The sequence below is a fragment of the Chromobacterium sp. CCUG 30098 genome (assembly GCF_059916605.1).
In genome coordinates, this window is the sequence record NZ_JAUCGS010000006.1 from 13,067 (window position 1) to 33,539 (window position 20,473).

Here is a 20,473-nt window from a genome sequence, read left to right on the forward strand (position 1 = left end):
ACGGGGAGATGGCGGTATCGTTGCAGCGTTGCTAGAGCGCCGGCCAGCGGACCGCCAAAAGCAGCAAGAGGCCGATTTCGCACAACTCAATGCCCGCGCCCAGGCAGTCCCCGGTCATGCCGCCCAGCTTGCGCAGCAGGAAGCGCCGCCAGGCCAGCGCCGCCAAAGGCGCCAGCAGCAATGCCGGGGCCAGCCAGGCCGACAGCGCCGCCAGCAGCGCCGCGTTGACCGCCAGGCTGGGGCCGTGCCGCCGCCAGGCGAAGCGCTCGCCGCTGCCGGGCGCGATCGCCGGCAGGCTGGCCGACCAGTACACCGCGAAACAGCGGCACCAGGCGGGGATCAGCAGCAGGCCCCAGGGCGGCGCCGGCTGTTTGGCCAGCAACATCAGCAAGACCAGCTTGGCGACGATGGCCAGGATCAGCGCCAGCGCGCCGAAGCTGCCGACGTGAGGATCTTTCAGCACCTCGAAGAAACGTTCGCGCGAACGGTGGGCGGCGCCCAGCGCGTCGGCGAGATCGCCCAAGCCGTCCAGATGCAGGCCGCCGGTGACCCAGGTCCACATCAAGAGCGCCAGCAGCGCCGCCAGCCAAGGATCGCTCAGGCGGCCCAGGGTCAGCGCCGCCAGCAATAGCGCGCCGACGATCAAGCCCACCGCGGCGAACCAGCGAGCGCTGTCGGCCAACCACTCGGGCTTGAACTCGCGCAGCTGCGGCGTGGGCAGGCGGGTCAGGAACTGCAGCGCCAGAATCAGTCCGCGCACGGTGCTTCCAGCCGCATCAAATAGGCCGGGTGCCCGTCCAGGATGGATAATTGGGCAAAGCCGCCGCGCTGCACCGTCATCAGCTTGGCCACCGCAAAATCGGCGCCCAGCAACTCCGCCAGCAAGGTGGTGATGACGCCGCCGTGGGTGACCAGCACGCGGTGGCTGCCGCTGGCCGTGGTCATCCACTCGGACAGGCCGGCCAGCACTCGGGTGCGGAAGCCATCGTAAGCTTCGCCGCCCGGCGGCGTCAGCTCCCCGGCCGCCAGTTTGGCGCGCCAGTCCGGATAGCGCTGCGCCAGCACCTGCACGTCCATGCCGTCCCAGTCGCCAAAGTCCATTTCCGCGAAGCGCGGGTCCACTTTCAGCGTCAGCGAGCCGTGCAGAGCGTGCTGGACCGCGAACTCGCGGCAACGCTGCAAAGGCGAGCTGGCCATCGCCGTCACCGGCGCCAGCGCGCAAATGCGCTGCCAGCTTTGCGCCATCTGAATGTGTCCGGTGGCGTTCAGCGGCAGATCGCAACTGCCGATCAAGCGGCCCTCATGATCGATTTCGCCGTGACGCAACAGGGTCAGGGTATAGGGGTTCATTCCGCTTTTCCGGTGATGCCCGCCTCGGCGAAGGTGGCCATCTCGTTGTGCAGGCGGATGGCCATTTGCAGCAAGGGCACGCACAAGGCGGCGCCGGATCCCTCGCCCAGATGCATGCCCAGGTCCAGCACCGGCTCCAGCTTCAGCGCGTGCAGCGCCAGCAGGTGGCCGGTTTCTTCCGAGCGGTGGCTGGCCAGCAGCCAATCTCCCGCGCGCGGCTCCAGCGCCAGCGCGCAGAGCGCGGCGGCGCTGGAAATGAAGCCGTCCACCAGCGCCGGCGCGCCTTGCGCGGCGCTTTCCAGATAGAAGCCGGCCATGGCGGCGATTTCCAGGCCGCCCAGCTCGGCCAGGATGTCCAGCGCGGACAAATCGCGCTCGGCGACGCGGGCCAGCGCGGTGCGCACCACTTGGCGCTTGGTGTCCAGGCCGGCCTCGTCCAGGCCGGTGCCGCGGCCGACGATGCGCTCCGGCGGCAAGTCCGCCAGCCGGCAGATCAGCGCGGCGGACGCGGTGGTGTTGCCTATGCCCATGTCGCCGGCGATCAGCAAATTGGCGCCGCCGTCCAGCGCGCGGCGCGCGGCCAGGCGGCCCACTTCCAGCGCGGCCTCCGCCTGTGCCGGCGTCATTGCGGCCTCCCTGGCCAGATTGCCGGTGCCGGCCCGCACTTTGGCGTGGACGATGGGCAGCGCGGAGACGTCGCTGAGCACGCCGGCGTCCACCACCTCCAGCCTGGCGTCCAGGCTTTGCGCCAACACGCAGATGGCCGCGCCGCCATTGGCGAAATTGCGCACCATTTCGCCGGTCACCACCGAGGGATAGGCGGATACGCCTTCCGCCGTCACGCCGTGATCGCCGGCGAATACCGTGATCGCCGGCCGCAGCGCGTCCGGGCAGACCTTGCCCTGCCAGGCGGCGAAGCGGCAGGCCAGCTCTTCCAGCCTGCCCAGGCTGCCCGCCGGCTTGGTGAGTGTGGCCTGGCGGGCGCGGGCGGCCTGGTAGGCGGCGAAATCGGGTGAGCGAAAGGTATCGATGAATGTCATGAGATGGCCAACTCCAGCCTGGATGAGAGAGTGATTCAGCGGCGACTTTAAGCGATAGCCCGCCACCGGGGCAACCCGCAGCCGGTGGACGATTTGATCCTAACTAAACATATTTCTTTTGGCGCCATCCCGTCGGGATGCTCTCCGGTATAATCCGGAACCTAGCAGGTGTCCGCGGCTCAAGCGCCGCGGATGAAACGGGAAGCCGGTGCAAGACCGGCGCTGCCCCCGCAACGGTAAGGCCTGGCGTGTGAAGCTGTTCAACCGAGTCGCGCTCGATGCGCGAGACGTTGAACCTCAACGCCCAGGCGATGCAAGGGCCACTGTCCATCGGATGGGAAGGCGCATCGCCGCAAGGCCGAGCCCGGAGACCGGCCTGCTGGCATGCGCGATCATGGAAACCACACTCGCGCCCGCCCAATGGCCGCCCGGAAGGCGGCCGCACTGGAGTATCGCGGGGAGGCGATCCGACAGACGGCCCGGCGTCCTGCCGCGGCGTCCCCCTTTTCATGCCTTCTTCGCACTCTTCCTAACCATGCCGCCCTGGCGGCCAGATTCCATGTGGAGTGTGTTTCATGTTCAAACCCCAACAATGCGCCTTGCTGGTCTCGCTGGTCTGCGCCGGCCAGGCCTATGCCGCCAATGTGCCCGAGTTCGCCGGGGATCCGGTAGTGGTGACGGCGGGCCGTGTGGCGCAACCGCTGTCGCGCACGCTAGCCGATGCGACTGTGGTCACGCGCGAGGAAATCGAAGAAAGCGGGGCGCAAACCCTGCAACAAGTGTTGTCGCGTCAAGCGGCTGTTTCTATCGCCAGCAATGGCGGCCCAGGCAGCGCCAGCAGCATCTATATCCGCGGCAACAAGGATAGCCATACGGTGGTGCTGGTGGACGGCGTGCGAATTTATTCCGCCACGCTCGGTACCACGACGATTCAGAATATTCCATTGGCCCAGATCGAGCGCATTGAAATTCTGCGGGGGCCTGCGTCCAGTTTATACGGCGCAGACGCCATCGGCGGGGTGATTCAGATCTTCACTCGCAAAGGCGAGGGCGAGCCGCGATGGAACGCGGGGGTTGAGTTTGGCAGCCGAGGCACCGGCAAGCTAAGCGCCGGCGTAGCGGGGAAGTCAGGAAATACCGCTTATAGCCTGCAGCTGTCGCACGCTCAGTCCGATGGTTTTTCGGCGACGAATTCACGCAACACGTATTACTACAACCCGGACAATGATGGGTATCGCAATGATAGCTATGCCGCTAGCCTGACGCAGACCTTGTTGCCGGGCCATGATTTGACTGTGCGTCTATTCCAGACCTTTGCGGAGGCTGACATTGACTATACCAGTGCGTGGAAGGGGCAGGATCGCTCCAAGTCGCGCCTGACTGGGCAGAGCGTTGAATCAAAAAATCGTTTCAACGATGTCTGGACAAGCACTCTGCGTTTTGCCCGCAGTCAGGACAAGTCCGAGGAGTTTCATAACGGCAATTTCGATCGACGTGCCAGCTTTTTTCAGACAACGCAGAACGAATGGCAATGGCAGAACGACTTGAATACCAAGGTTGGCTTATTTATTTTGGGCGCCTCCCATTTGGACCAGAAAATCGCTAGCGATGGTATCTATACCAAAAACACCCGCACCACCAATGCCGGATTCGTGAGCTACCAGTTGGAGTTGGGCAAGCATCTTCTGCAAGCTAGCCTTCGAAACGATCATGATGATCAATTTGGGGGGAAGATGACCGGTAAAGCCGGTTATGGCTATCATTTCGCCGATGGTTGGCTTGCGCGTGTAGGTTATGGCACAGGGTATAAAGCACCGTCCTTTAACGATCTGTACTATCCGGGCAGCGGCAACCCCAATCTAAAGCCGGAGAGTTCAAAGAATACAGAACTGGCTCTGCAATACCGAAAAGATGGCCGTTCGGCTAGCTTGACCCTATTCCAGAACAAAGTGGAGCAGTTGATTCAGTGGGCGCAAACCGACCCCACGGATTTCAATTCATGGCGCCCGAGCAATGTGGATCGCACAACGATCCGGGGGCTGTCATTGGAGGCGGGGGCCCAATGGCTCAGTATCGACTGGCAAGGTAACTTGACGCTGATGGATGCGCGAGACGATAAGACAGGCAATTGGTTGGCAAACCGGCCGCGCCAGAGTGCCAGCGTATCCGCCGCTAAGCAGTGGGAAAAATGGACGCTGGGAGCGGAGCAGCAAGTCGCGTCGCGCAGAGCGGGAGATGCGGCTAATTCGGAGGCCAAAGCGCTGCATGGTTACGGCGTGACCAATATTTTTGCCAATTATCGTTTTGCCAAAAATTGGACTGCCACGGCTCGAGCGGACAATCTGTTCAATCGTGAATATGAAACCGCTTATGGGTACAACACCGGCGGACTGGGTGTTTTCCTTGGGGTTCGTTTCAGTCAGTAAGGAATTCCCATGCCCCACCTGATCACCGGCGGCGCGCGCAGCGGCAAGAGCCGCTACGCCGAAACCCTGGCCTTGGCCCACCCGGGCCCGGTCTGCTATCTGGCGACGGCCGAGCTGCGCGGCGGCGACGCCGAGTTCGCCGCTCGCGTCGAACACCATCGTCGACGGCGTCCGGCGGCGTGGTCGCAAGCGGAGGCCGGCCGCGGCTTGGCCGCCGAGCTGCTGCGTCGCGACGCGGCGGGCGGCCTGCTCTTGGTCGACTGCCTGGGCATGTGGCTGATGCGCTTTTTCAACGAGAACGGCGGTTTCGACACCGCTGGTTTCGAACAGGAACGCGCCGCGCTGCTGGCGGCGCTGGAACAGGCCCGAGGCGAGGTGCTGCTGGTCAGCAATGAAATCGGCTGGGGCGTGGTGTCGGCCAATGCCCAGACCCGATGCTTCGTCGACGAGCTGGGTCGGGTGAATCAAGCGGTGGCGGCGGTCTGCCAGCGGGTGACGCTGGTGGCCTGCGGCTTGCCGCTGGTGTTGAAAGGCGAGACATGAGACGGTCGCCGGTTCTGGCCTTGCTGCTGGGCGCGCTGCCGGCCTTGGCGGCGGTCAGCGCCCAGGACGGCGGTGGCCAGACCATCACGCTGGCGCAGCCGGCGCAAAGGATTCTGACCCTGGTGCCGCACGCCACGGAAATGCTGTACGCGGTGGGCGCCGGCGACAAGCTGGTGGCCACGGTGGAACATAGCGACCATCCGGACGCCGCCAAGCGTTTGCCGCGGGTGGGCAGCTTCACCGGCTTCAGCCTGGAGGCGGTGATGCGGCAGCGGCCGGATCTGGTGGTGGCCTGGCGCGACGGCGGCGCGCCGCGCGAACTGGAGCGCTTGCGCGGCCTGGGCATTCCCGTCTATCTGAGCCACCCTTTGCAGCCGGACGACGTGGCCAAGGAAATGCTGGCCTTGGGGCGGCTGGCGGGCGTGGACGTCGCCGCCGGCAAGGCGGCCGCGAGTTATCGCCAGCGCCTGGCCGAGTTGCGCCGGCGTTACGGCGCGCGCGCGCCGGTGCGGGTGTTCTATCAAGTCAGCCAAACGCCCATTTTCACCGTCAGCGATCAAAGCTTCATGGGGCCGCTGATCAGCTTGTGCGGCGGCGTCAACGTGTTTGGCGATGTCCGGCAGCCGGCGCCGCAAGTGTCCGCCGCCACCGTGGTGGCCGCGCGTCCGCAGGCCATTCTGGCCGGCGACGAGGCCAGCCTGCGGATGTGGCGTCGTTGGCAGACGCTGCCGGCGGTGGCCAAAGACGCCTTGTTCGCCTTGCCGGGCGACGCCATGGTCGTGCCCGGCCCGCGGCTGGTGGACGGCGCGGCGGCCCTGTGTCTCGCGCTGGACACAGCGCGGCAGCGGCTGGGTTTGACGGCCAAGTGAGCGCCGGCTATCCTCGCCGCCATGGACAAGGAACTGGAATATCTCGAGTCGCGGGTGACGGCGTTGGTGGCGCGCATTCGCGAACTTGAAACACAAAACGGCCGTTTTGCCGAAGCGCTGTCCGAAGCGCTGCGCGACAATGCGGAGCTGAACTTCAGAGTGAACGAAACCCGCGCGCGGGTGGCGGCTCTGGTCGAGCGCCTGCCCAAGGCGTCGGAGGATGCGGAATGAGCGACGTGGCTCAGGTTGAAATCGAACTGCTGGGACGTTCCTTCACCATCGGCACCCCGGCGGAAGAAAAGGAAACGCTGCAAGAGGCGGTGCGTCTGCTGGCCGGCAAGATCGAAATGATCCAGCAGCACGGCAAGGTGATGGACGCCGACAAGATCGCCATCATGGCCGCCTTGAACATCGCCCACGATTTGTTGAAGACAAAAGTGGGAGAGGGCTTGGAGATGGCGGCGTTTCAGCGTAAAATACGCAGTATGAGCGAAGCAGCCGACCAGGCGCTCCGCGAAAGCCAGCAAGCGCTGTTTTAAACCGCAGCCAGCTGGCGAACACCAAGGTCAGTACCCCCTGCGGTGTTTGTGAAGGCACACAATTCCTTTGTACCAATGCGTTCGCTTCAGGCTGCCAGCGTGAGTCATGGGCGTGCCGCGTCCTCTTGAGGATGCGCCCGAAATGACTGGCAGGCGGCCCTCCCTGGAAACAGGGTACAAGCGAATTTTGCCCGAACGACACTCGCGGGGGCTCCCCCCTCTGCCATGACCGCACCCTCTCTTGTTTCCGATCCGTTTCCCGTCGACAAGCCCGCATTGCGCAGGAAAATTCGCCGCGCGCGTCAGGCTCTGAGCGCTTCTTACCGTTTGCAGGCGATGCGGGCGATCGCGCGTCACGCCTCGCGGCTGCTCAAGCGAGGCAAGCGCGTGGGCGCTTATCTGGCCGCCGGTTCGGAGCTGGATCTGGAAATCCTGATGAGCGCAGCGCTGTGGCGCGGCGCGGAAGTCTATCTGCCGCAGATTCCGCGGCGCGGCCGCCGGCTGTGGTTCAGCCGTCTGGGCGCGGCTGACCGCTGGTATCTGCATCCGCGCTACCGGATCGCCGAATACGATGGTCCGGCGCTGCGCGCCGAACGGCTGGACGTGTTGTTTGTGCCGCTGCTGGCCATCGACGACGAGGGCTATCGCATGGGGCAGGGCGGCGGCTTCTACGACACCACGCTGGCCTTCCGCCAGCGCGCGCGCTTGTTCGGCAAGCCCTTGCTGGTGGGCGTGGCCTACGATTGCCAGCGCGTCGAGCGCGTGCCGCGCGAGCCCTGGGATGTCCGGCTGGATTATTTGCTGACCGAATCCGGTTTGCGCCGGCTGCCTTTGAGCCCCCTATGCCGATAGCCATCGTCTTCCTGGCCGTTTTGCCGGCCTTGGCCCTGCTGGGGCGGCTGGAGTGGGCGGTGGCGTGGCTGTATCTGAGCCTGAGCCTGCTCTGCTTCATTCTGTACTGGCGCGACAAGCGGGCGGCGGAGCGCGGCGGGCCGCGCACGCCGGAAGCCCGGCTGCTGTGGCTGGGTGTGCTATGCGGCTGGCCCGGTGGCCTGATGGCGCGCCGGCTGTTTCGCCACAAAACCGTCAAGCAGCCGTTTCGGCTGCTGTTCTGGTGCGGCGCGGCGCTGAATCTGGCCTTGCTGGGCGGCTGGCTGTATCTGCGCGCGGCTTAGCGCCAGGGGCGGCGGCCGTAGTCGCCGTAATAGCCGTAGACGGGCGTCACCACGACGGGCGCCGGGCGCACCACCACCGGCGCGGGTCTGACGACTACCGGCGCCGCCCGGGGCGGCACCACCACGCAGGCGCTCAAGGCGCCGCTCAGCAACAGGCCCATCACCAGCTGTTTTTCATGCGTTTTCATGGTCTTCCCTTTCCATATCGCTTCAGAACCCCCTTTCGGGGCGGTGAAGACAGCCTAAGCCGCAATCTTTCCAGTAAGATTGAGCAAGCGTTAACCCTTTCCCTGACTGATTAACAGACATTGCCCATGCGATACTGGCTGATGAAGTCCGAACCGGACGATACCTCGATCGACGATCTCGCCGCCGAGCCCGAACGCTTGTTCGAGTGGACCGGCGTGCGTAATTACCAGGCGCGCAACTTCATGCGCGACGGCATGCAAGAGGGGGACCGGCTGCTGTTCTGGCACTCGTCCTGCCCGGAGCCGGGCGTGGCCGGCCTGGCGGAAATCGCCGCCTCCGCGCATCCGGACTCCAGCCAGTTCGACCCGGAAAGCCCTTACTACGACCCCAAGTCCTCTCCCGACGCGCCGCGCTGGCTGGCGGTGGACGTACGTTTCCTGCGCAAGACCCGGCTGCTGTCCCCGGCCGAGCTGCGCCGACACCCGCCGCTGGCGGAGATGACGGTGCTCAAGCGCGGCAACCGGCTGTCCATCACCCCGCTGAGCGAGGACGAATGGCGCTATATCACTGAACAGCTGCTGGCATGCTGAGCGTGCCGCTGATTTTGGCGCTGCTGGCCTGCGGCGCGGTGGCCGGCTTTCTGGCCGGCCTGCTCGGCGTCGGCGGCGGCCTGGTCATCGTGCCCGTGGTGTTGGGGGTCTTGTCCGCCGCGCATCTGGGCGGCGACCATGCTCAGCATCTGGCGGTGGGCACCTCGCTGGCGGTAATGGTGTTCACCAGCCTGTCCAGCGTGCGCGCTCATCACAAAAAGGGCGCGGTGGACTGGCGTATTGTGCGGGCGATGGCGCCGGCGATGGTGGTCGGCACCTTGCTGGGCAGCCTGATTGCCGGCGCGATTTCCGGGCTGGCGTTGAAATGGTTCTTCGTCGGCTACGCCTACCTGGTCGCCGTGCAGATGTTCTTCAATCTCAAGCCGCAAGCCAGCCGCGGAATGCCGGGCCAGGCCGGGCAGTGGGGCGCCGGCGGCGCGATAGGCATGATCTCCAGCTGGGTGGGCATAGGCGGGGGTTCGATGAGCGTGCCCTATATGAGCTGGTGCAATGTGCCGGTGCACACCGCCATCGCCACCAGCGCGGCCTTGGGCTGGCCCATCGCCGTGTCCGGCGCCGTCGGCTATCTCTACAGCGGCTGGAGCGTTGCCGGCTTGCCGGCCGGCTCCCTGGGCTTTATCTACCTGCCGGCGATGCTGGCGCTGATGCTGATGACGGTGCTGATGGCGCCGTTGGGCGCGCGCGCCGCGCACAAGCTGCCGGTGGCCCGTTTGAAGCAGGTGTTCGCCGCCTTGATGGCGACGATGGCCAGTGAGATGTTGTATAGCCTGCTGCGCGGCTAAGAACCTGTTCATAGTCTGCTGTGCTTTGGCGATACGGCGTTAAAAACCAGCTCAAAATGCTCAGTACCCCTCGTACATTCCGCTTTTTCGCTAATTTTCGCCTTGTCTCGCTCTGGCTCGCGGGACTTTGAACAGGCTCTAAGAAACCGAACTTTTGATGGAGAAGCCATGCTGTATCCGCCGATAGAACCGTTTGCCAGCGGCATGCTGCCGCTGGACGGCTTGCATTCCATGTACTGGGAGCAGTGCGGCCAGCCGCAGGGGTATCCGGTCCTCTATCTGCACGGCGGGCCCGGAGACGGCTGCGTGCCGGCCTGCCGCCAGTTGTTCGACCCCGGTTTTTACCGCGCGGTGCTGTTCGATCAGCGCGGCAGCGGCCGCTCCTCGCCGCGCGGCGAGCTGCGCGACAATAGCACCGCCCACCTGGTGGCGGACATCGAGCGGCTGCGCGAGCAACTGGGCATAGAGCGCTGGCTGGTGTTCGGCGGCTCCTGGGGCAGCACGCTGGCGCTGGCTTACGCCCAGGCGCATCCGGAGCGGGTCAGCGGCCTGATTCTGCGCGGCATTTTCCTGGGCGAGCGCCGCGAGATCGACTGGTTTCTGCACGGCATGGGTCAGTTTTTTCCCGAGGAGTGGCAACGCTTCGTCGCGCCCATCCCGGAGGCGGAGCGCGGCGACTTGCTGGCCGCCTATTACCGGCGGCTGACCGACCCGGACCCGGCGGTGCACCTGCCGGCCTGCCGCGCCTGGGGACGTTACGAGGGCGCTTGCGTCGCGCTGCGCCCCAATGCCGACGCCGCCGAGCGCGCCGGCAGCGAATACGTGGCCTTGTCGCTGGCGCGGCTGGAGGCCCATTACTTCGTCAACCGCGTGTTTTTGCCGGAAGGCGCGCTGCTGGACGGGCTGGCGCGCATCCGCCACATTCCCGCCGCCATCGTGCAAGGCCGTTACGACGTGGTCTGCCCGCCCTCCACCGCGCTGAGGCTGGCCCAGGCCTGGCCGCAGGCCCACTACGAACTGGTGGAAGCCGCCGGCCACTCTGTGTGGGAGCCGGGCATACTCGAGGCGCTGCTGCGGCAACTGGAGCGCTTCCGCGACGCCCATCTGGCCGGCCGGGTCTAAGAATGTGTTTACGCTCCCGCGAGCGAAGGCGAGACAAGGCGAAAACGCTTGAAGAGGCGGAATGTGCAGGTGGCGCATGAGCATCCTGAAAGCGTTTTCAACGCCGTATCGCCGAAGCGCGGCAGACTTTGAATCGCTTCTAAGCCCGCGCAACTATTTGGCGCGTAGGCCGGTCGAATCTGGTTTTCGACAAGGAAAGACTGGCAATTGAAAACCATCGTTCTCTGCGCCGCGGCCTTACTGGCCGGAATGCCCGCCGCCGCCTCCGCCTATAGCGACGAGACGCGCTTCCCCTTTGCCGGCCAGCCCGGCGAACTGCCGCTGGAAGTGGTGTTGCGCTTCGCCAAGAACCGGCTGGGCGAAGACGGCCAGTTCGAATACCGCAGCCTGAAAGTGATACAGACCAGCCCGCCGGAAGCCTTCGACAAGGCCAGCATCGCGCTGCTGCGCGAAGGCCTGATGGACGACAGCGTCAAGGGCATGCGCCAGCGCTTCCAGCTCTCCCGCGAAGGCAATGTCTGGACCATACGCTCGGTGAAGGAGGATTTCTCCTGCTGGCGCGGCCGCAAAGGCTGGGGCGTCAAGCCCTGCCCTTGACGGCGACGGGTCAAGGAGCCGGCCAAGCATTTGTTTTTTTGGGGTCTTATCGCGGAAGCGAAGACGCCGTTATAATGGGGGCAACCTTTTTGCGGACGGGCTATCCGGAGCGGAGCGCATCACTGGCGCCTCCGGGCAGCCCGCCTTTTGTATTTCAGAGTCCAGATAAAGATCGCCATGCAAGAACAATACAGCCCGCGCGCGGTGGAAGCCGCCGCCCAGCAGAAATGGCAGAAGACTGCCGCTTTCAAAGCCGTGGAAGACGCGTCGCGTCCCAAATACTACGCGCTGTCGATGTTCCCCTATCCGTCCGGCAAGCTGCACATGGGCCATGTGCGCAACTACACCATCACCGACGTGCTGGCCCGCTTCAAGCGTCTGCAAGGCTTCAACGTGCTGCAGCCCATGGGTTGGGACGCCTTCGGCCTGCCGGCCGAGAACGCCGCGATGAAAAACGGCGGCGCGCCGGCGGCCTGGACCTACGCCAACATCGAATACATGAAGCAGCAGCTGGACAGCCTGGGCTTTGCGCTGGACTGGGAACGCGAGCTGGCCACCTGCAAGCCGGACTACTACCGCTGGGAACAGTGGCTGTTCACCCGTTTGTTTGAAAAAGGTGTGATCTACAAGAAAAACGGCGTGGTCAACTGGGACCCGGTGGATCAGACCGTGCTGGCCAACGAGCAAGTGGTGGACGGCCGCGGCTGGCGTTCCGGCGCGCTGGTGGAAAAGCGCGAAATCCCGATGTACTACTTCCGCATCACCGACTACGCCGAGCAGCTGCTGGCGGATCTGGACAAGCTGGACGGCTGGCCGGAACAGGTCAAGACCATGCAGCGCAACTGGATAGGCAAGAGCTTCGGCTCCGACGTGGCCTTCGCCTACGACGAAGCCAGCATCGGCCATGCCGGCCAACTCAAGGTCTACACCACCCGCCCCGACACCCTGATGGGCGCCACCTATGTGGCGGTGGCCGCCGAACACCCGCTGGCCAGCCAGGCCGCGGCCGGCAACGCCGAGCTGCAAGCCTTCATCGCCGAATGCAAGGCCGGCTCCGTGGCCGAGGCCGACGTGGCCAAGATGGAAAAGAAGGGCATGGACACAGGCCTGTTCGTCGTTCATCCGCTGACCGGCGCCAAGCTGCCGGTATGGGTGGCCAACTACGTGCTGTGGGGCTACGGCGAAGGCGCGGTGATGGCGGTGCCGGCGCATGACGAGCGCGATTTCGAGTTCGCCAACAAATACCGCTTGCCGATCCAGCAGGTCTACGCGCCGGCCAGCGGCGAAGACAACTTCGACGCCGCCGCCTGGCAGGATTGGTACGCCGCCAAGGACGACAGCATCCGCACCGTGGGCAGCGGCAAATACGACGGCCTGAACTTCGCCGCCGCCTTCGACGCCATCGTCGGCGATCTGGAAGCCAAGGCCTCCGGCCAGAAGAAAACCCAATATCGCCTGCGCGACTGGGGCATCTCCCGCCAGCGCTACTGGGGCTGCCCTATCCCCATCATCCACTGCCAGAGCTGCGGCGACGTGCCGGTGCCGGAAAAAGACCTGCCGGTGACGCTGCCGGAGAGCGTGATTCCGGACGGCGCCGGATCCCCGCTGGCCAAGATGCCGGAATTCTACGAAACCAGCTGCCCGAAATGCGGCGGCGCGGCCAAGCGCGAAACCGACACCATGGACACCTTCGTCGAGTCCAGCTGGTACTACGCGCGCTACGCCTCGCCCAAGTGCGACACCGCGATGGTGGACAAGAAGGCGGCCGACTACTGGCTGCAAGTGGACCAATACGTGGGCGGCATCGAACACGCCATCCTGCACCTGCTGTACGCGCGCTTCTTCCACAAGCTGATGCGCGACGAGGGCCTGGTGTCCAGCGACGAGCCGTTCAAGAGCCTGCTGACCCAGGGCATGGTGGTGTGCGAAACCTTCTATCGCGAACTGCCCAACGGCGCCACCGACTGGATCGCGCCGCAGGACGTGGTGCTGGAGCGCGACGCCAAGGGCAAGATCGTGGCCGCCAAGCATCGCGTGGACGGCCTGCCGGTCGTGGTGGGCGGCATCGAGAAAATGTCCAAGTCCAAGAACAACGGCGTGGACCCGCAGGAATTCATTGAAAACTACGGCGCGGACACCGCCCGTCTGTTCATGATGTTCGCCGCGCCGCCGGAGCAGAGCCTGGAATGGTCGGACGCCGGCGTGGAAGGCGCGTTCCGCTTCCTCAAGCGCTTGTGGAAGGCGGCGAACGAGCATGTCGCAACCGGCCTGGCGCCGGCTTACAGCGGCGGCGAACTGAGCGCCGGCCTGAAAGACCTGCGCTTCAAGCTGCACGCTACCATCCAGAAAGTGGCCGACGACTACGGCCGCCGCCAGCAATTCAACACCGCCATCGCCGCGGTGATGGAACTGCTGAACACCTACGACAAGACCGACACCTCCGGCGACGCCGGCCGCGCCGTGGCGCAGGAAACGCTGGAAGCCGTGACCCTGTTGCTGTCCCCCATCGTGCCGCATATCTGCGACGCGTTGTGGAACGCCTTGCGTCCGGGCAGCGAATTGCTGCAACAAGCTTGGCCGAAAGTGGACGAGAGCGCGCTGATCAAGAGCGAGATCGAACTGATGGTGCAAGTAGGCGGCAAGCTGCGCGGCAGCGTCACCGTGGCCGCCGACGCGGCCAAGGACGCGATCGAGGCCGCGGCGCTGGCGCATGAAAACGTGCAGAAGTTCATGGAAGGCAAACCGGCCAAGAAAATCATCGTGGTGCCGGGCCGCCTGGTCAACATCGTGGTGTAAACCGGCGTGGCTTAGGCTCCGGGACGCGGATCGCGCCCCGGGCCGGGCCAGGCAAGAATTGTTTCCCGATAAGGAATCGCGAATGAGACTTTCCCTGCAATGGCTGTGGCTGGCGCTGCTGGCCCTTACGCTGAGCGCCTGCGGCTTCCACCTGCGCGGTCTGGGCGGCCCGATGAAGCCGCTGCCGTTCGCCTCGATGTATTTCGACGGCGGCAACACCGCGGTGGCCGGCGACGTGCGCACCGTGCTGGCGCGCGACCCGCGTCTGCAAGTGCTGGGCAATCCCAAGCAGGCCGAGGCGGTGGTGACCATCCTCAGCGAAAATCAGTCCAAGGACATCCTGACCCTGAACGTGGGCGGCAAGATCAACGAGTACCAGCTGACTTACACCGCCGTAGTGCGCACCGTGCTGTTCGGCGTGCCGGTGGAGCCGGACATGACGGTGGTCGTGCGCCGCAGCATGAACTACTCCGACAGCGCCATCCTCGGCAAGGAGCAGGAAGAAGCGCTGATCTGGGCCGACGCCCGCCGCGACGCGGCCGAGCAGATCGTGCGCCGGCTGGCCTATCTGAAAAAGCCGGCCGCCGCGCCGCTGACCGGCCCGCAAAGCCTGAAGCCCGCCGATGCCCAGCCTAAGCCCTGACGCGCTGATCGCGGCGCTGGGCAAGGGCCTGGCGCCGCTTTACCTGATCCACGGCGAGGAAGCGCTGCTGGCGCTGGAAGCCGCCGACGCGCTGCGCCAGGCGGCGCGCGAGCAAGGCTATCAGGAGCGCGAAGTGCTGACGGTGGAGGCCGGTTTCGATTGGTCGCAATTGCGCGACGCGATGAGCAGCGTCTCGCTGTTCGCCGAGCGCAAGCTGCTGGAAATCCGCATCCCCAACGGCAAACCCGGCACCGAAGGCGCGGAAGCGCTGCAACAGCTGGCGGCGCAGCCGCCGCAGGACACGGTGACCTTGATCACCCTGCCCAAGCTGGAGCGCGCGCAGCAGCAGTCCAAATGGTTCCAGGCGCTGGAAAAGCTGGCGGTGACGGCGGAGGCCCGCCTGGTGGGGCGCGCCGAGCTGCCCGGCTGGATCACGCGCCGGCTCAAGGCCCAGGGCCAGGTGCTGGGCGGCGAGGCGCTGGCCTTCTTCGTTGATCGCGTGGAGGGCAATCTGCTGGCCGCGCGCCAGGAAGTGGACAAGCTGGCCTTGCTGTATCCGGCCGGCGAACTGACGCTGGAGCAATTGCGCGCCGCGGTGGCCAATGTGGCCCGCTTCGACGTGTTCCATCTGTCCGAATCCTGGCTGGCCGGCGACGTGCCGCGGGTGCTGCGCATGCTGGACGGCCTGATGGCCGAAGGCGAGGCGCCGGTGCTGGTGTTGTGGTCGCTGACTGAAGACGTGCGCATGTTGCTGCGTCTGCGCCAGGGCCTGAAGGATGGGCGCAACGCGCGCGACATGGCGCGCGAACTGCGTTTGTGGGGCGACAAGCAGCGACTGGCCGAACCGGCCTTGCGCCGCATCGGCCCGCGCAAGCTGATGACCGCGCTGGACGAATGCGCGCGCATAGACCGTCAGATCAAGGGCGTGGAAGTCGGCGACCCCTGGCAGACCATGCGCGGGCTGGCGGGCCTGCTGGCCGCTTGATCCGGCGGGACATTCACCAAGATTCGCGCCCCGTGCGCGGCAAACAGGAGAGCACCATGGCTTTATTCGATACCTTGAGCGGTTTGCTGTCCGGCGGCGCGGAAGGCGGCGCCGGCGAAGCCCTGCAAAGCTTGTTGCAACAACAAGGCGGCTTGTCCGGACTGCTGGAACAGTTCCAGCAAGGCGGTCTGGGCGAGCTGGTGTCTTCGTGGGTGGGGCAGGGCGGGAATCTGCCGGTGTCCGCCGAGCAGATCCAGCAAGTATTGGGCGGCGATCAACTCGCCGGCATCGCGGAAAAAGTGGGCCTGGACCAGGGGCAAGTGTCGCAACTGGTGGCCGAACATCTGCCCGGTCTGGTGGACAAGCTGACCCCCAACGGCCAGCTGCCGCAGGGCGATGATTTGCTGTCCCAGGGCGCGGATCTGCTCAAAGGCTTATTCCGCTGATCCTACCCATCCATGCAACAACGCCGGCCGCGAGAGACTCGCCGCCGGCGTTTTTCATGCCTTTGGCCGGCCCGCTTGCAAGCGGGATCAGGCCGGCGCAAGGAATCCGTTCTGAGAATGTGTTTACGATCTCGCGCTAAGGCGAGACAAGGCGAAAACAGCAGAGGAAGCGGAATGTACATAAGGCACATGAGCATTTCCAAGGTGCACTCACCGAGCCACGTTTCACGACGCGCAGCAGATCGTAAATAGGTTCTTAATGATGATGACCGGCCGCGCCGGCGGTCACCGTCAGCTCCGCCGCCGGGCTTTTCAAGTCATGGGCGTCTTGGCCGGCGGCCGGAATGTCCGCCCAATTGGTTTCGCCCTGTTCGCACAGCTGTTTCACCTTGAAGTAGAGCTTGCCCGGCTGGGCTGCGATCTTGGCCTGGAATACGAACTCATCGTAGAAATTGGACGGCAGCTTGCCGCCCTTCCAGGTGATGCGGCTCACATCCTCGCTCACCTTGCGGCCGTAATTGTCGAAAGGCTTGACCGCGCTCTTGCTCACCTCCACCTCCCAGCCGGCTTTCGGCATCGGCTGCGCCAGACGCACGCCCTCCGGCATTTCCACGCTGATGGCGGTGGTGGGGCTGCCGTTGCAGCCATGGCCGATTTTCAGCACGCCCTTGTAATAGCCGCCGCTGGCGGCGGTGGGCGTTTCCAGGGTGACGTGGGCGAGGGCGGAGCCGGAAGCGGCCAGCAAGGCCAGCAGGGCGATCTTTTTCATCGTCGCTCTTTGCGGATCAGGGTTAGCGCGCGTGTCGGCCATTGGCGGCGACAAATGCGAATGAGGATTAGCCGCATCAGTTTAGCGCCTGCTCATCCCCCTAGCATGCGACAAAGTGTCGCAGAGTCGGCATGAGAATAATGCAAATTGCGATGGCTTTGTCATGGCCGCTATACTGGTCGCCCGCCCAATGGTTCAGGAGTCGTCATGATGGTCCGTGCCTTATCCACCGCAGCGTTGATGATGTTGTCCACTCATGACTGCGCCGCCGGCGGCTACAGCGGCCTTGGCGCCGCCAGCGTCAGCGCGGAGGAGGTGGCGCGCTACCGCGCCGCGCCCTTGCCGGCGGAGCTGAGCCGAAAAGTGCAGAATATGCTGGACCTGCGCGCGCCCGGCGCCGGCGTGCTGTCCCCGGACGGCAAGGCCTTGTATTTCAGCTGGCGCGTCACCGGTGTGCCGCAGGTCTGGAGGCTGGACGGTCCGCAACGCTTTCCGGTGCAGCTTACCGGCGGCGAAGACGCCACCCTGATCCAGGACGTCAGTCCGGACGGGCGCTGGCTGGTGCTCAGCCGCGACCGCAAGGGCGAGGAAAATCCCGGCCTCTATCTGCAAGCCGCCGCCGGCGGCGCGCTGCGCGAAGTCCAGCACAAGCCCGGCGTGCAGACCCAGTTCCAGTTTCTCAGCAAGGACGGCCAATGGCTGTACTACCGCAGCAACGACGAGCGGGCCGACAGCTACACCCTGTATCGCTATCGGCTGGCCGACGGCCGCCGCGAGCGTCTGTTCGGCGATCGCGGGGCCTGGAGCATCGCCGACCACCGCGACGACGGCCGTCTATTGCTGCAAAAGACGCTGAGCAACGCCAGCGCGGAATTCTATTTATGGACGCCGGACGGCAAAGCCTTGCAGCCGCTGCTGGGCCAGGGCGAGGCCGTCGACTATCGGATGGACTTCGGCCTGCGCGACGGCGAATACCTGGTGCGCAGCAATAAGTTCGGCGAATACCACCGTCTTTATCTGTGGAGCGCCGGCGTCTTCCAGGCGCTGACGCCGGAAGCGCGCGGCGACGTGGAAAACCTCAACATCGACCATGAGCGGGGCCGCGTCTACTACACGCTGAGCCAGGATGGTTACGGCAAGGCCTTGGCGCTGGACGGCCGCCGCGGCTATCGCGCGCTGAAGCTGCCGGCTTTTCCCGGCGCGGCCCAGGTCAACGTCGTCAACCTCAGCCGCGACGGCCGCTACGTCAACTTCAGCGTGGAAACCGACACCGCGCCGGCCAGCAGCCACGTTTGGGACAGCAAGCGCGGCAAACTCAGCCAGTGGCTGCTGCCGTCCGCGCCGGAGCTGGACACCCGCGGCTTCGCCAAGGTCAGCCTGGAAAGCTACCCGGCGCGCGACGGCACGCCGATTCCGATGTTCGTGCGCCGGCCGACGCGCTGCGCGGCCACGCCCTGCCCGGTGGTGGTCCACTTTCACGGCGGGCCGGAGAGCCAGAGCCGGGCCGGCTTCTTGCCGCAGGCCCAGTTATTCGTCGATGCCGGCTTCATCTACGTGCAGCCCAATGTGCGCGGCTCCGTCGGCTACGGCAAGAGCTGGCTGGACAGCGACAACGGTCCGCGCCGGCTGCAAGTGCTGTCCGATATCGAAGACGCCGCGCGCCATATCCGCAGCCAGTGGGGCGCGGACGGCGTGGCGCCCAAGATCGGCGTGATGGGCGGCAGCTACGGCGGCTATTCCACGCTGGCGGCGATGACCATCTTCGCCGGCGCCTACGACGCCGGCGTGTCCAATGTCGGCATTGCCAACCTGGTCAGCTTCCTGCAAAACACTGCGCCCTACCGCCGCGCGCTGCGCGCCGCCGAATACGGCGACCTGGAGCGCGACCGCGCCGCGCTGGAGCAATTGTCGCCCATCAATCACATCGACAAGCTGCGCGATCCGCTGCTGATCATCCAGGGCGTCAGCGACCCGCGGGTGCCGGTGGGCGAGGCGCTGCAAATGTACCGCGCGATGGCCGGCAAGGGCGTGGACGGCGGCCTGATCCTATTCCCGGACGAAGGCCACGGCGCGGCCAAACGGGAAAACCAGGTGCTGCAACTGGGCCATAGCCTGTGGTTTTTCCAGCGCCACCTCTTGGGGCAGAATGAGAGCGGCGGCGCCAAAGCCGGGCGCGCCGAATCGGGAGAGCAACATGAGTCCACAGGCGCTTGAAGACTACCTCCATCAACACATCCCGCTGTCCGCCGCGATGGCGGTCAGCGTGGCCGAGGCCAGCGGCGAGCGCGTGATCCTGAGCGCGCCGCTGGCGCCCAATATCAACCACCGCGCCACTGTGTTCGGCGGCAGCGCCTCGGCGGTGGCCATCCTCGCCGCCTGGTGCCTGGTGTTCATGCGCTTGCGCGAGCGCGGCCTGGCCGGCCGCGTCATCATTCACGGCAACGACATGCGCTACGACAAGCCCATCGTCGCCGACTTCCTCGCCCGCGCCGCCGCGCCGGACGCCGCCGACTGGGACAAGCTGGAGCGGGCTTTGCGGCGCGGACGCATGGGGCGCTTGCGGCTTGCCGCGGCGCTGGAGTGCGGCGGCGAAGCGGTGGGCGGCCTGAACGGCGAGTTCGTGGTGCTGCCCGGCGAAGGAGATTCCCAGCACTGAAGCACCCCCGGCGCAGCGCTATCGCTTATCAAACTTTAAATCCAATCTGAATAGCTTATTTTTTGTGCTAAAAAGAAATATCTTGTGCCGGGTTGGGTTGAGCGATAGCCAAAATAACCGCGCCCCGGCGTTGTCGGCCGCAGCCGCGCCGCAACGCCAGCGGACGCAGGCTGGGGGAGGCCGATGGCTTCAAAAGCGCAAAAAGAGCTGGAACTGGTGCTGCGTTTATTGCAGCGCAAGGGTTTGCACGCAGTGGACCGGCAGTCCTGGCCGCCGCCGCTGCCGGATGTGGGCGCCACCCTCAGCGACGGCCGGCGGATCGCTTTCGAAGTGACGGAAGTGCATGCGGACGAGCACTTGTTCGGCGGCGGCAAGGGCTGTCTGCGCGCCCGCGAAGTGCGCCAGGCGCAGCAGGGCGAGGATGCGGCGATCAGCGTGCCCAACGCGCCCATCGCCGCGATCAAATACCGTATCCAAGCCAAGTGCGTGAAGCGCTACGCGGCCAAGCCCGGCTATGAATTGAGCCTGCTGCTGGCGGCCAATATCCCGCAGTTCGGCGGCGTGGCCGCCACCACCCTGTTTCCCGCCTTCATCCAGGAAGCGGCGCTGACCGCCGCCACCCATCATCTGTTGGAGTCGTCCGCCTTCGAGCGCGTCTACCTGCATCTGATCCAGCCCGGCGTCTTGTACGAGTGGAGCAAGCAAGACGCCTGGGTGGAAATGGCCAAAACAACGGAGGAGGGCGTCCGTCCGCCTTTTTGGGCGGAACCCATGCTCGGCGGCGTCTGTTGGCAAGGCGGCGCGTCCTGAAGGTTAGGACGCGCGTTTTCATTCCGGCTCGTGTTTGCGGTAGCCGTCGTTCCACACACTCCTTAAGCGTGACGCGCAAGGCAAGGCGGCGAGGCTAATCCCCGGCGGGGTTTGGTGGGTATCGC

General features: G+C 65.3%; 23 protein-coding genes, 1 other RNA gene and 1 riboswitch. Of the genes, 19 read left to right on the forward strand and 5 right to left on the reverse strand.

What is annotated here, in order from left to right; translation table 11 throughout:
• Positions 1–31 precede the first annotated feature (31 nt).
• The 3 genes from cobS to cobT are packed head-to-tail and all read right to left on the reverse strand — an operon-like array spanning position 32 to position 2,390.
• The gene (cobS, locus tag QUG03_RS14395) at positions 32–760 is read right to left on the reverse strand and encodes an adenosylcobinamide-GDP ribazoletransferase (protein WP_500820294.1); all 729 of its coding nucleotides are present in this window, start codon (positions 758–760) and stop codon (positions 32–34) included.
• Positions 748–1,350: a histidine phosphatase family protein gene (locus QUG03_RS14400; protein WP_107801139.1), complete on the reverse strand. Its 603-nt coding sequence runs from the start codon at positions 1,348–1,350 to the stop codon at positions 748–750. The genes cobS and QUG03_RS14400 overlap by 13 nt, the downstream gene beginning before the upstream one ends.
• A complete protein-coding gene (cobT, locus tag QUG03_RS14405; RefSeq protein ID WP_235085084.1) occupies positions 1,347–2,390 on the reverse strand; it encodes a nicotinate-nucleotide--dimethylbenzimidazole phosphoribosyltransferase in 1,044 nt (347 codons plus the stop codon). The genes QUG03_RS14400 and cobT overlap by 4 nt, the downstream gene beginning before the upstream one ends.
• 149 nt (positions 2,391–2,539) lie before the next feature.
• A riboswitch (cobalamin riboswitch) is annotated at positions 2,540–2,784 on the forward strand.
• A 181-nt stretch (positions 2,785–2,965) separates the two neighbouring features.
• On the opposite strand from cobT, the gene QUG03_RS14410 reads away from it, so the two are divergent.
• The 8 genes from QUG03_RS14410 to QUG03_RS14445 all read left to right on the forward strand — a co-directional run bounded on the left by QUG03_RS14410 (position 2,966) and on the right by QUG03_RS14445 (position 7,942).
• Entirely contained in the window at positions 2,966–4,816 is a 1,851-nt protein-coding gene (locus tag QUG03_RS14410) for a TonB-dependent receptor domain-containing protein (protein WP_500820295.1), read from the forward strand.
• 9 nt (positions 4,817–4,825) lie between these two features.
• Complete coding sequence (cobU, locus tag QUG03_RS14415) at positions 4,826–5,359, forward strand: bifunctional adenosylcobinamide kinase/adenosylcobinamide-phosphate guanylyltransferase (protein ID WP_500820296.1); 534 nt, start codon at positions 4,826–4,828, stop codon at positions 5,357–5,359.
• Positions 5,356–6,228 (forward strand): cobalamin-binding protein, encoded by an 873-nt coding sequence (locus QUG03_RS14420; RefSeq protein ID WP_500820297.1) that lies wholly within the window; start codon positions 5,356–5,358, stop codon positions 6,226–6,228. Before cobU ends, QUG03_RS14420 begins: the two co-directional genes overlap by 4 nt.
• A 21-nt stretch (positions 6,229–6,249) precedes the next feature.
• The gene (locus QUG03_RS14425; protein WP_048409989.1) at positions 6,250–6,459 is read left to right on the forward strand and encodes a hypothetical protein; all 210 of its coding nucleotides are present in this window, start codon (positions 6,250–6,252) and stop codon (positions 6,457–6,459) included.
• The gene (locus QUG03_RS14430) at positions 6,456–6,767 is read left to right on the forward strand and encodes a cell division protein ZapA (RefSeq protein ID WP_019101793.1); all 312 of its coding nucleotides are present in this window, start codon (positions 6,456–6,458) and stop codon (positions 6,765–6,767) included. The genes QUG03_RS14425 and QUG03_RS14430 overlap by 4 nt, the downstream gene beginning before the upstream one ends.
• A gap of 31 nt (positions 6,768–6,798) precedes the next feature.
• Positions 6,799–6,982, forward strand: a non-coding RNA gene (gene ssrS / locus QUG03_RS14435) — 6S RNA.
• Between the two features lie 61 nt (positions 6,983–7,043).
• Positions 7,044–7,619, forward strand: a complete 576-nt coding sequence (locus QUG03_RS14440; RefSeq protein WP_253313564.1) for a 5-formyltetrahydrofolate cyclo-ligase — start codon at positions 7,044–7,046, stop codon at positions 7,617–7,619.
• On the forward strand, positions 7,610–7,942 hold the full coding sequence (locus tag QUG03_RS14445) for a DUF1294 domain-containing protein (RefSeq protein ID WP_107801133.1): 333 nt from the start codon (positions 7,610–7,612) through the stop codon (positions 7,940–7,942). The genes QUG03_RS14440 and QUG03_RS14445 overlap by 10 nt, the downstream gene beginning before the upstream one ends.
• On the opposite strand, the gene QUG03_RS14450 is transcribed toward QUG03_RS14445, so the two are convergent.
• A complete protein-coding gene (locus tag QUG03_RS14450) occupies positions 7,939–8,130 on the reverse strand; it encodes a hypothetical protein (RefSeq protein WP_235085075.1) in 192 nt (63 codons plus the stop codon). The two genes, QUG03_RS14445 and QUG03_RS14450, sit on opposite strands and share 4 nt — an antisense overlap.
• Positions 8,131–8,256: 126 nt before the next feature.
• Here QUG03_RS14450 and QUG03_RS14455 point away from each other — a divergent pair, with 126 nt between their 5' ends.
• From QUG03_RS14455 to QUG03_RS14490, 8 genes are all read left to right on the forward strand, one after another.
• On the forward strand, positions 8,257–8,721 hold the full coding sequence (locus QUG03_RS14455; RefSeq protein ID WP_227106370.1) for an EVE domain-containing protein: 465 nt from the start codon (positions 8,257–8,259) through the stop codon (positions 8,719–8,721).
• The gene (locus QUG03_RS14460) at positions 8,715–9,524 is read left to right on the forward strand and encodes a sulfite exporter TauE/SafE family protein (protein WP_500820298.1); all 810 of its coding nucleotides are present in this window, start codon (positions 8,715–8,717) and stop codon (positions 9,522–9,524) included. Before QUG03_RS14455 ends, QUG03_RS14460 begins: the two co-directional genes overlap by 7 nt.
• Positions 9,525–9,692: 168 nt before the next feature.
• On the forward strand, positions 9,693–10,646 hold the full coding sequence (gene pip, locus QUG03_RS14465) for a prolyl aminopeptidase (RefSeq protein WP_107801129.1): 954 nt from the start codon (positions 9,693–9,695) through the stop codon (positions 10,644–10,646).
• 207 nt (positions 10,647–10,853) lie between these two features.
• Entirely contained in the window at positions 10,854–11,243 is a 390-nt protein-coding gene (locus QUG03_RS14470) for a hypothetical protein (protein ID WP_107801128.1), read from the forward strand.
• Positions 11,244–11,420: 177 nt separating this feature from the next.
• Positions 11,421–14,039, forward strand: coding sequence for a leucine--tRNA ligase (gene leuS, locus QUG03_RS14475; RefSeq protein WP_500820299.1), 2,619 nt, complete (start codon positions 11,421–11,423; stop codon positions 14,037–14,039).
• 82 nt (positions 14,040–14,121) lie between these two features.
• Complete coding sequence (locus QUG03_RS14480) at positions 14,122–14,682, forward strand: LPS-assembly lipoprotein LptE (RefSeq protein ID WP_107801126.1); 561 nt, start codon at positions 14,122–14,124, stop codon at positions 14,680–14,682.
• Complete coding sequence (holA, locus tag QUG03_RS14485) at positions 14,663–15,667, forward strand: DNA polymerase III subunit delta (RefSeq protein ID WP_107801125.1); 1,005 nt, start codon at positions 14,663–14,665, stop codon at positions 15,665–15,667. The genes QUG03_RS14480 and holA overlap by 20 nt, the downstream gene beginning before the upstream one ends.
• A 56-nt stretch (positions 15,668–15,723) precedes the next feature.
• A complete protein-coding gene (locus QUG03_RS14490; RefSeq protein WP_107801124.1) occupies positions 15,724–16,113 on the forward strand; it encodes a YidB family protein in 390 nt (129 codons plus the stop codon).
• 256 nt (positions 16,114–16,369) lie between these two features.
• Here QUG03_RS14490 and QUG03_RS14495 read toward each other — a convergent pair whose 3' ends face one another.
• Positions 16,370–16,882 (reverse strand): YcnI family copper-binding membrane protein, encoded by a 513-nt coding sequence (locus tag QUG03_RS14495; protein WP_488905695.1) that lies wholly within the window; start codon positions 16,880–16,882, stop codon positions 16,370–16,372.
• Between the two features lie 210 nt (positions 16,883–17,092).
• Here QUG03_RS14495 and QUG03_RS14500 point away from each other — a divergent pair, with 210 nt between their 5' ends.
• From QUG03_RS14500 to QUG03_RS14510, 3 genes are all read left to right on the forward strand, one after another.
• Positions 17,093–19,096 (forward strand): S9 family peptidase, encoded by a 2,004-nt coding sequence (locus tag QUG03_RS14500; RefSeq protein ID WP_500820300.1) that lies wholly within the window; start codon positions 17,093–17,095, stop codon positions 19,094–19,096.
• A complete protein-coding gene (locus tag QUG03_RS14505; protein ID WP_500820301.1) occupies positions 19,077–19,538 on the forward strand; it encodes a YiiD C-terminal domain-containing protein in 462 nt (153 codons plus the stop codon). Before QUG03_RS14500 ends, QUG03_RS14505 begins: the two co-directional genes overlap by 20 nt.
• A 183-nt stretch (positions 19,539–19,721) precedes the next feature.
• Complete coding sequence (locus QUG03_RS14510) at positions 19,722–20,348, forward strand: hypothetical protein (RefSeq protein WP_107801121.1); 627 nt, start codon at positions 19,722–19,724, stop codon at positions 20,346–20,348.
• Positions 20,349–20,473 lie beyond the last annotated feature (125 nt).

Coding starts and splice junctions, on each gene's coding strand:
- QUG03_RS14400 (WP_107801139.1), bottom strand. CDS start 1,350: ATGAACCCCTATACCCTGACCCTGTTGCGTCACGGCGAAATCGATCAT.
- cobT (WP_235085084.1), bottom strand. CDS start 2,390: ATGACATTCATCGATACCTTTCGCTCACCCGATTTCGCCGCCTACCAG.
- QUG03_RS14410 (WP_500820295.1), top strand. CDS start 2,966: ATGTTCAAACCCCAACAATGCGCCTTGCTGGTCTCGCTGGTCTGCGCC.
- cobU (WP_500820296.1), top strand. CDS start 4,826: ATGCCCCACCTGATCACCGGCGGCGCGCGCAGCGGCAAGAGCCGCTAC.
- QUG03_RS14420 (WP_500820297.1), top strand. CDS start 5,356: ATGAGACGGTCGCCGGTTCTGGCCTTGCTGCTGGGCGCGCTGCCGGCC.
- QUG03_RS14425 (WP_048409989.1), top strand. CDS start 6,250: ATGGACAAGGAACTGGAATATCTCGAGTCGCGGGTGACGGCGTTGGTG.
- QUG03_RS14430 (WP_019101793.1), top strand. CDS start 6,456: ATGAGCGACGTGGCTCAGGTTGAAATCGAACTGCTGGGACGTTCCTTC.
- QUG03_RS14445 (WP_107801133.1), top strand. CDS start 7,610: ATGCCGATAGCCATCGTCTTCCTGGCCGTTTTGCCGGCCTTGGCCCTG.
- QUG03_RS14450 (WP_235085075.1), bottom strand. CDS start 8,130: ATGAAAACGCATGAAAAACAGCTGGTGATGGGCCTGTTGCTGAGCGGC.
- QUG03_RS14455 (WP_227106370.1), top strand. CDS start 8,257: ATGCGATACTGGCTGATGAAGTCCGAACCGGACGATACCTCGATCGAC.
- QUG03_RS14460 (WP_500820298.1), top strand. CDS start 8,715: ATGCTGAGCGTGCCGCTGATTTTGGCGCTGCTGGCCTGCGGCGCGGTG.
- pip (WP_107801129.1), top strand. CDS start 9,693: ATGCTGTATCCGCCGATAGAACCGTTTGCCAGCGGCATGCTGCCGCTG.
- leuS (WP_500820299.1), top strand. CDS start 11,421: ATGCAAGAACAATACAGCCCGCGCGCGGTGGAAGCCGCCGCCCAGCAG.
- QUG03_RS14480 (WP_107801126.1), top strand. CDS start 14,122: ATGAGACTTTCCCTGCAATGGCTGTGGCTGGCGCTGCTGGCCCTTACG.
- holA (WP_107801125.1), top strand. CDS start 14,663: ATGCCCAGCCTAAGCCCTGACGCGCTGATCGCGGCGCTGGGCAAGGGC.
- QUG03_RS14490 (WP_107801124.1), top strand. CDS start 15,724: ATGGCTTTATTCGATACCTTGAGCGGTTTGCTGTCCGGCGGCGCGGAA.
- QUG03_RS14495 (WP_488905695.1), bottom strand. CDS start 16,882: ATGAAAAAGATCGCCCTGCTGGCCTTGCTGGCCGCTTCCGGCTCCGCC.
- QUG03_RS14500 (WP_500820300.1), top strand. CDS start 17,093: ATGGTCCGTGCCTTATCCACCGCAGCGTTGATGATGTTGTCCACTCAT.
- QUG03_RS14505 (WP_500820301.1), top strand. CDS start 19,077: ATGAGTCCACAGGCGCTTGAAGACTACCTCCATCAACACATCCCGCTG.
- QUG03_RS14510 (WP_107801121.1), top strand. CDS start 19,722: ATGGCTTCAAAAGCGCAAAAAGAGCTGGAACTGGTGCTGCGTTTATTG.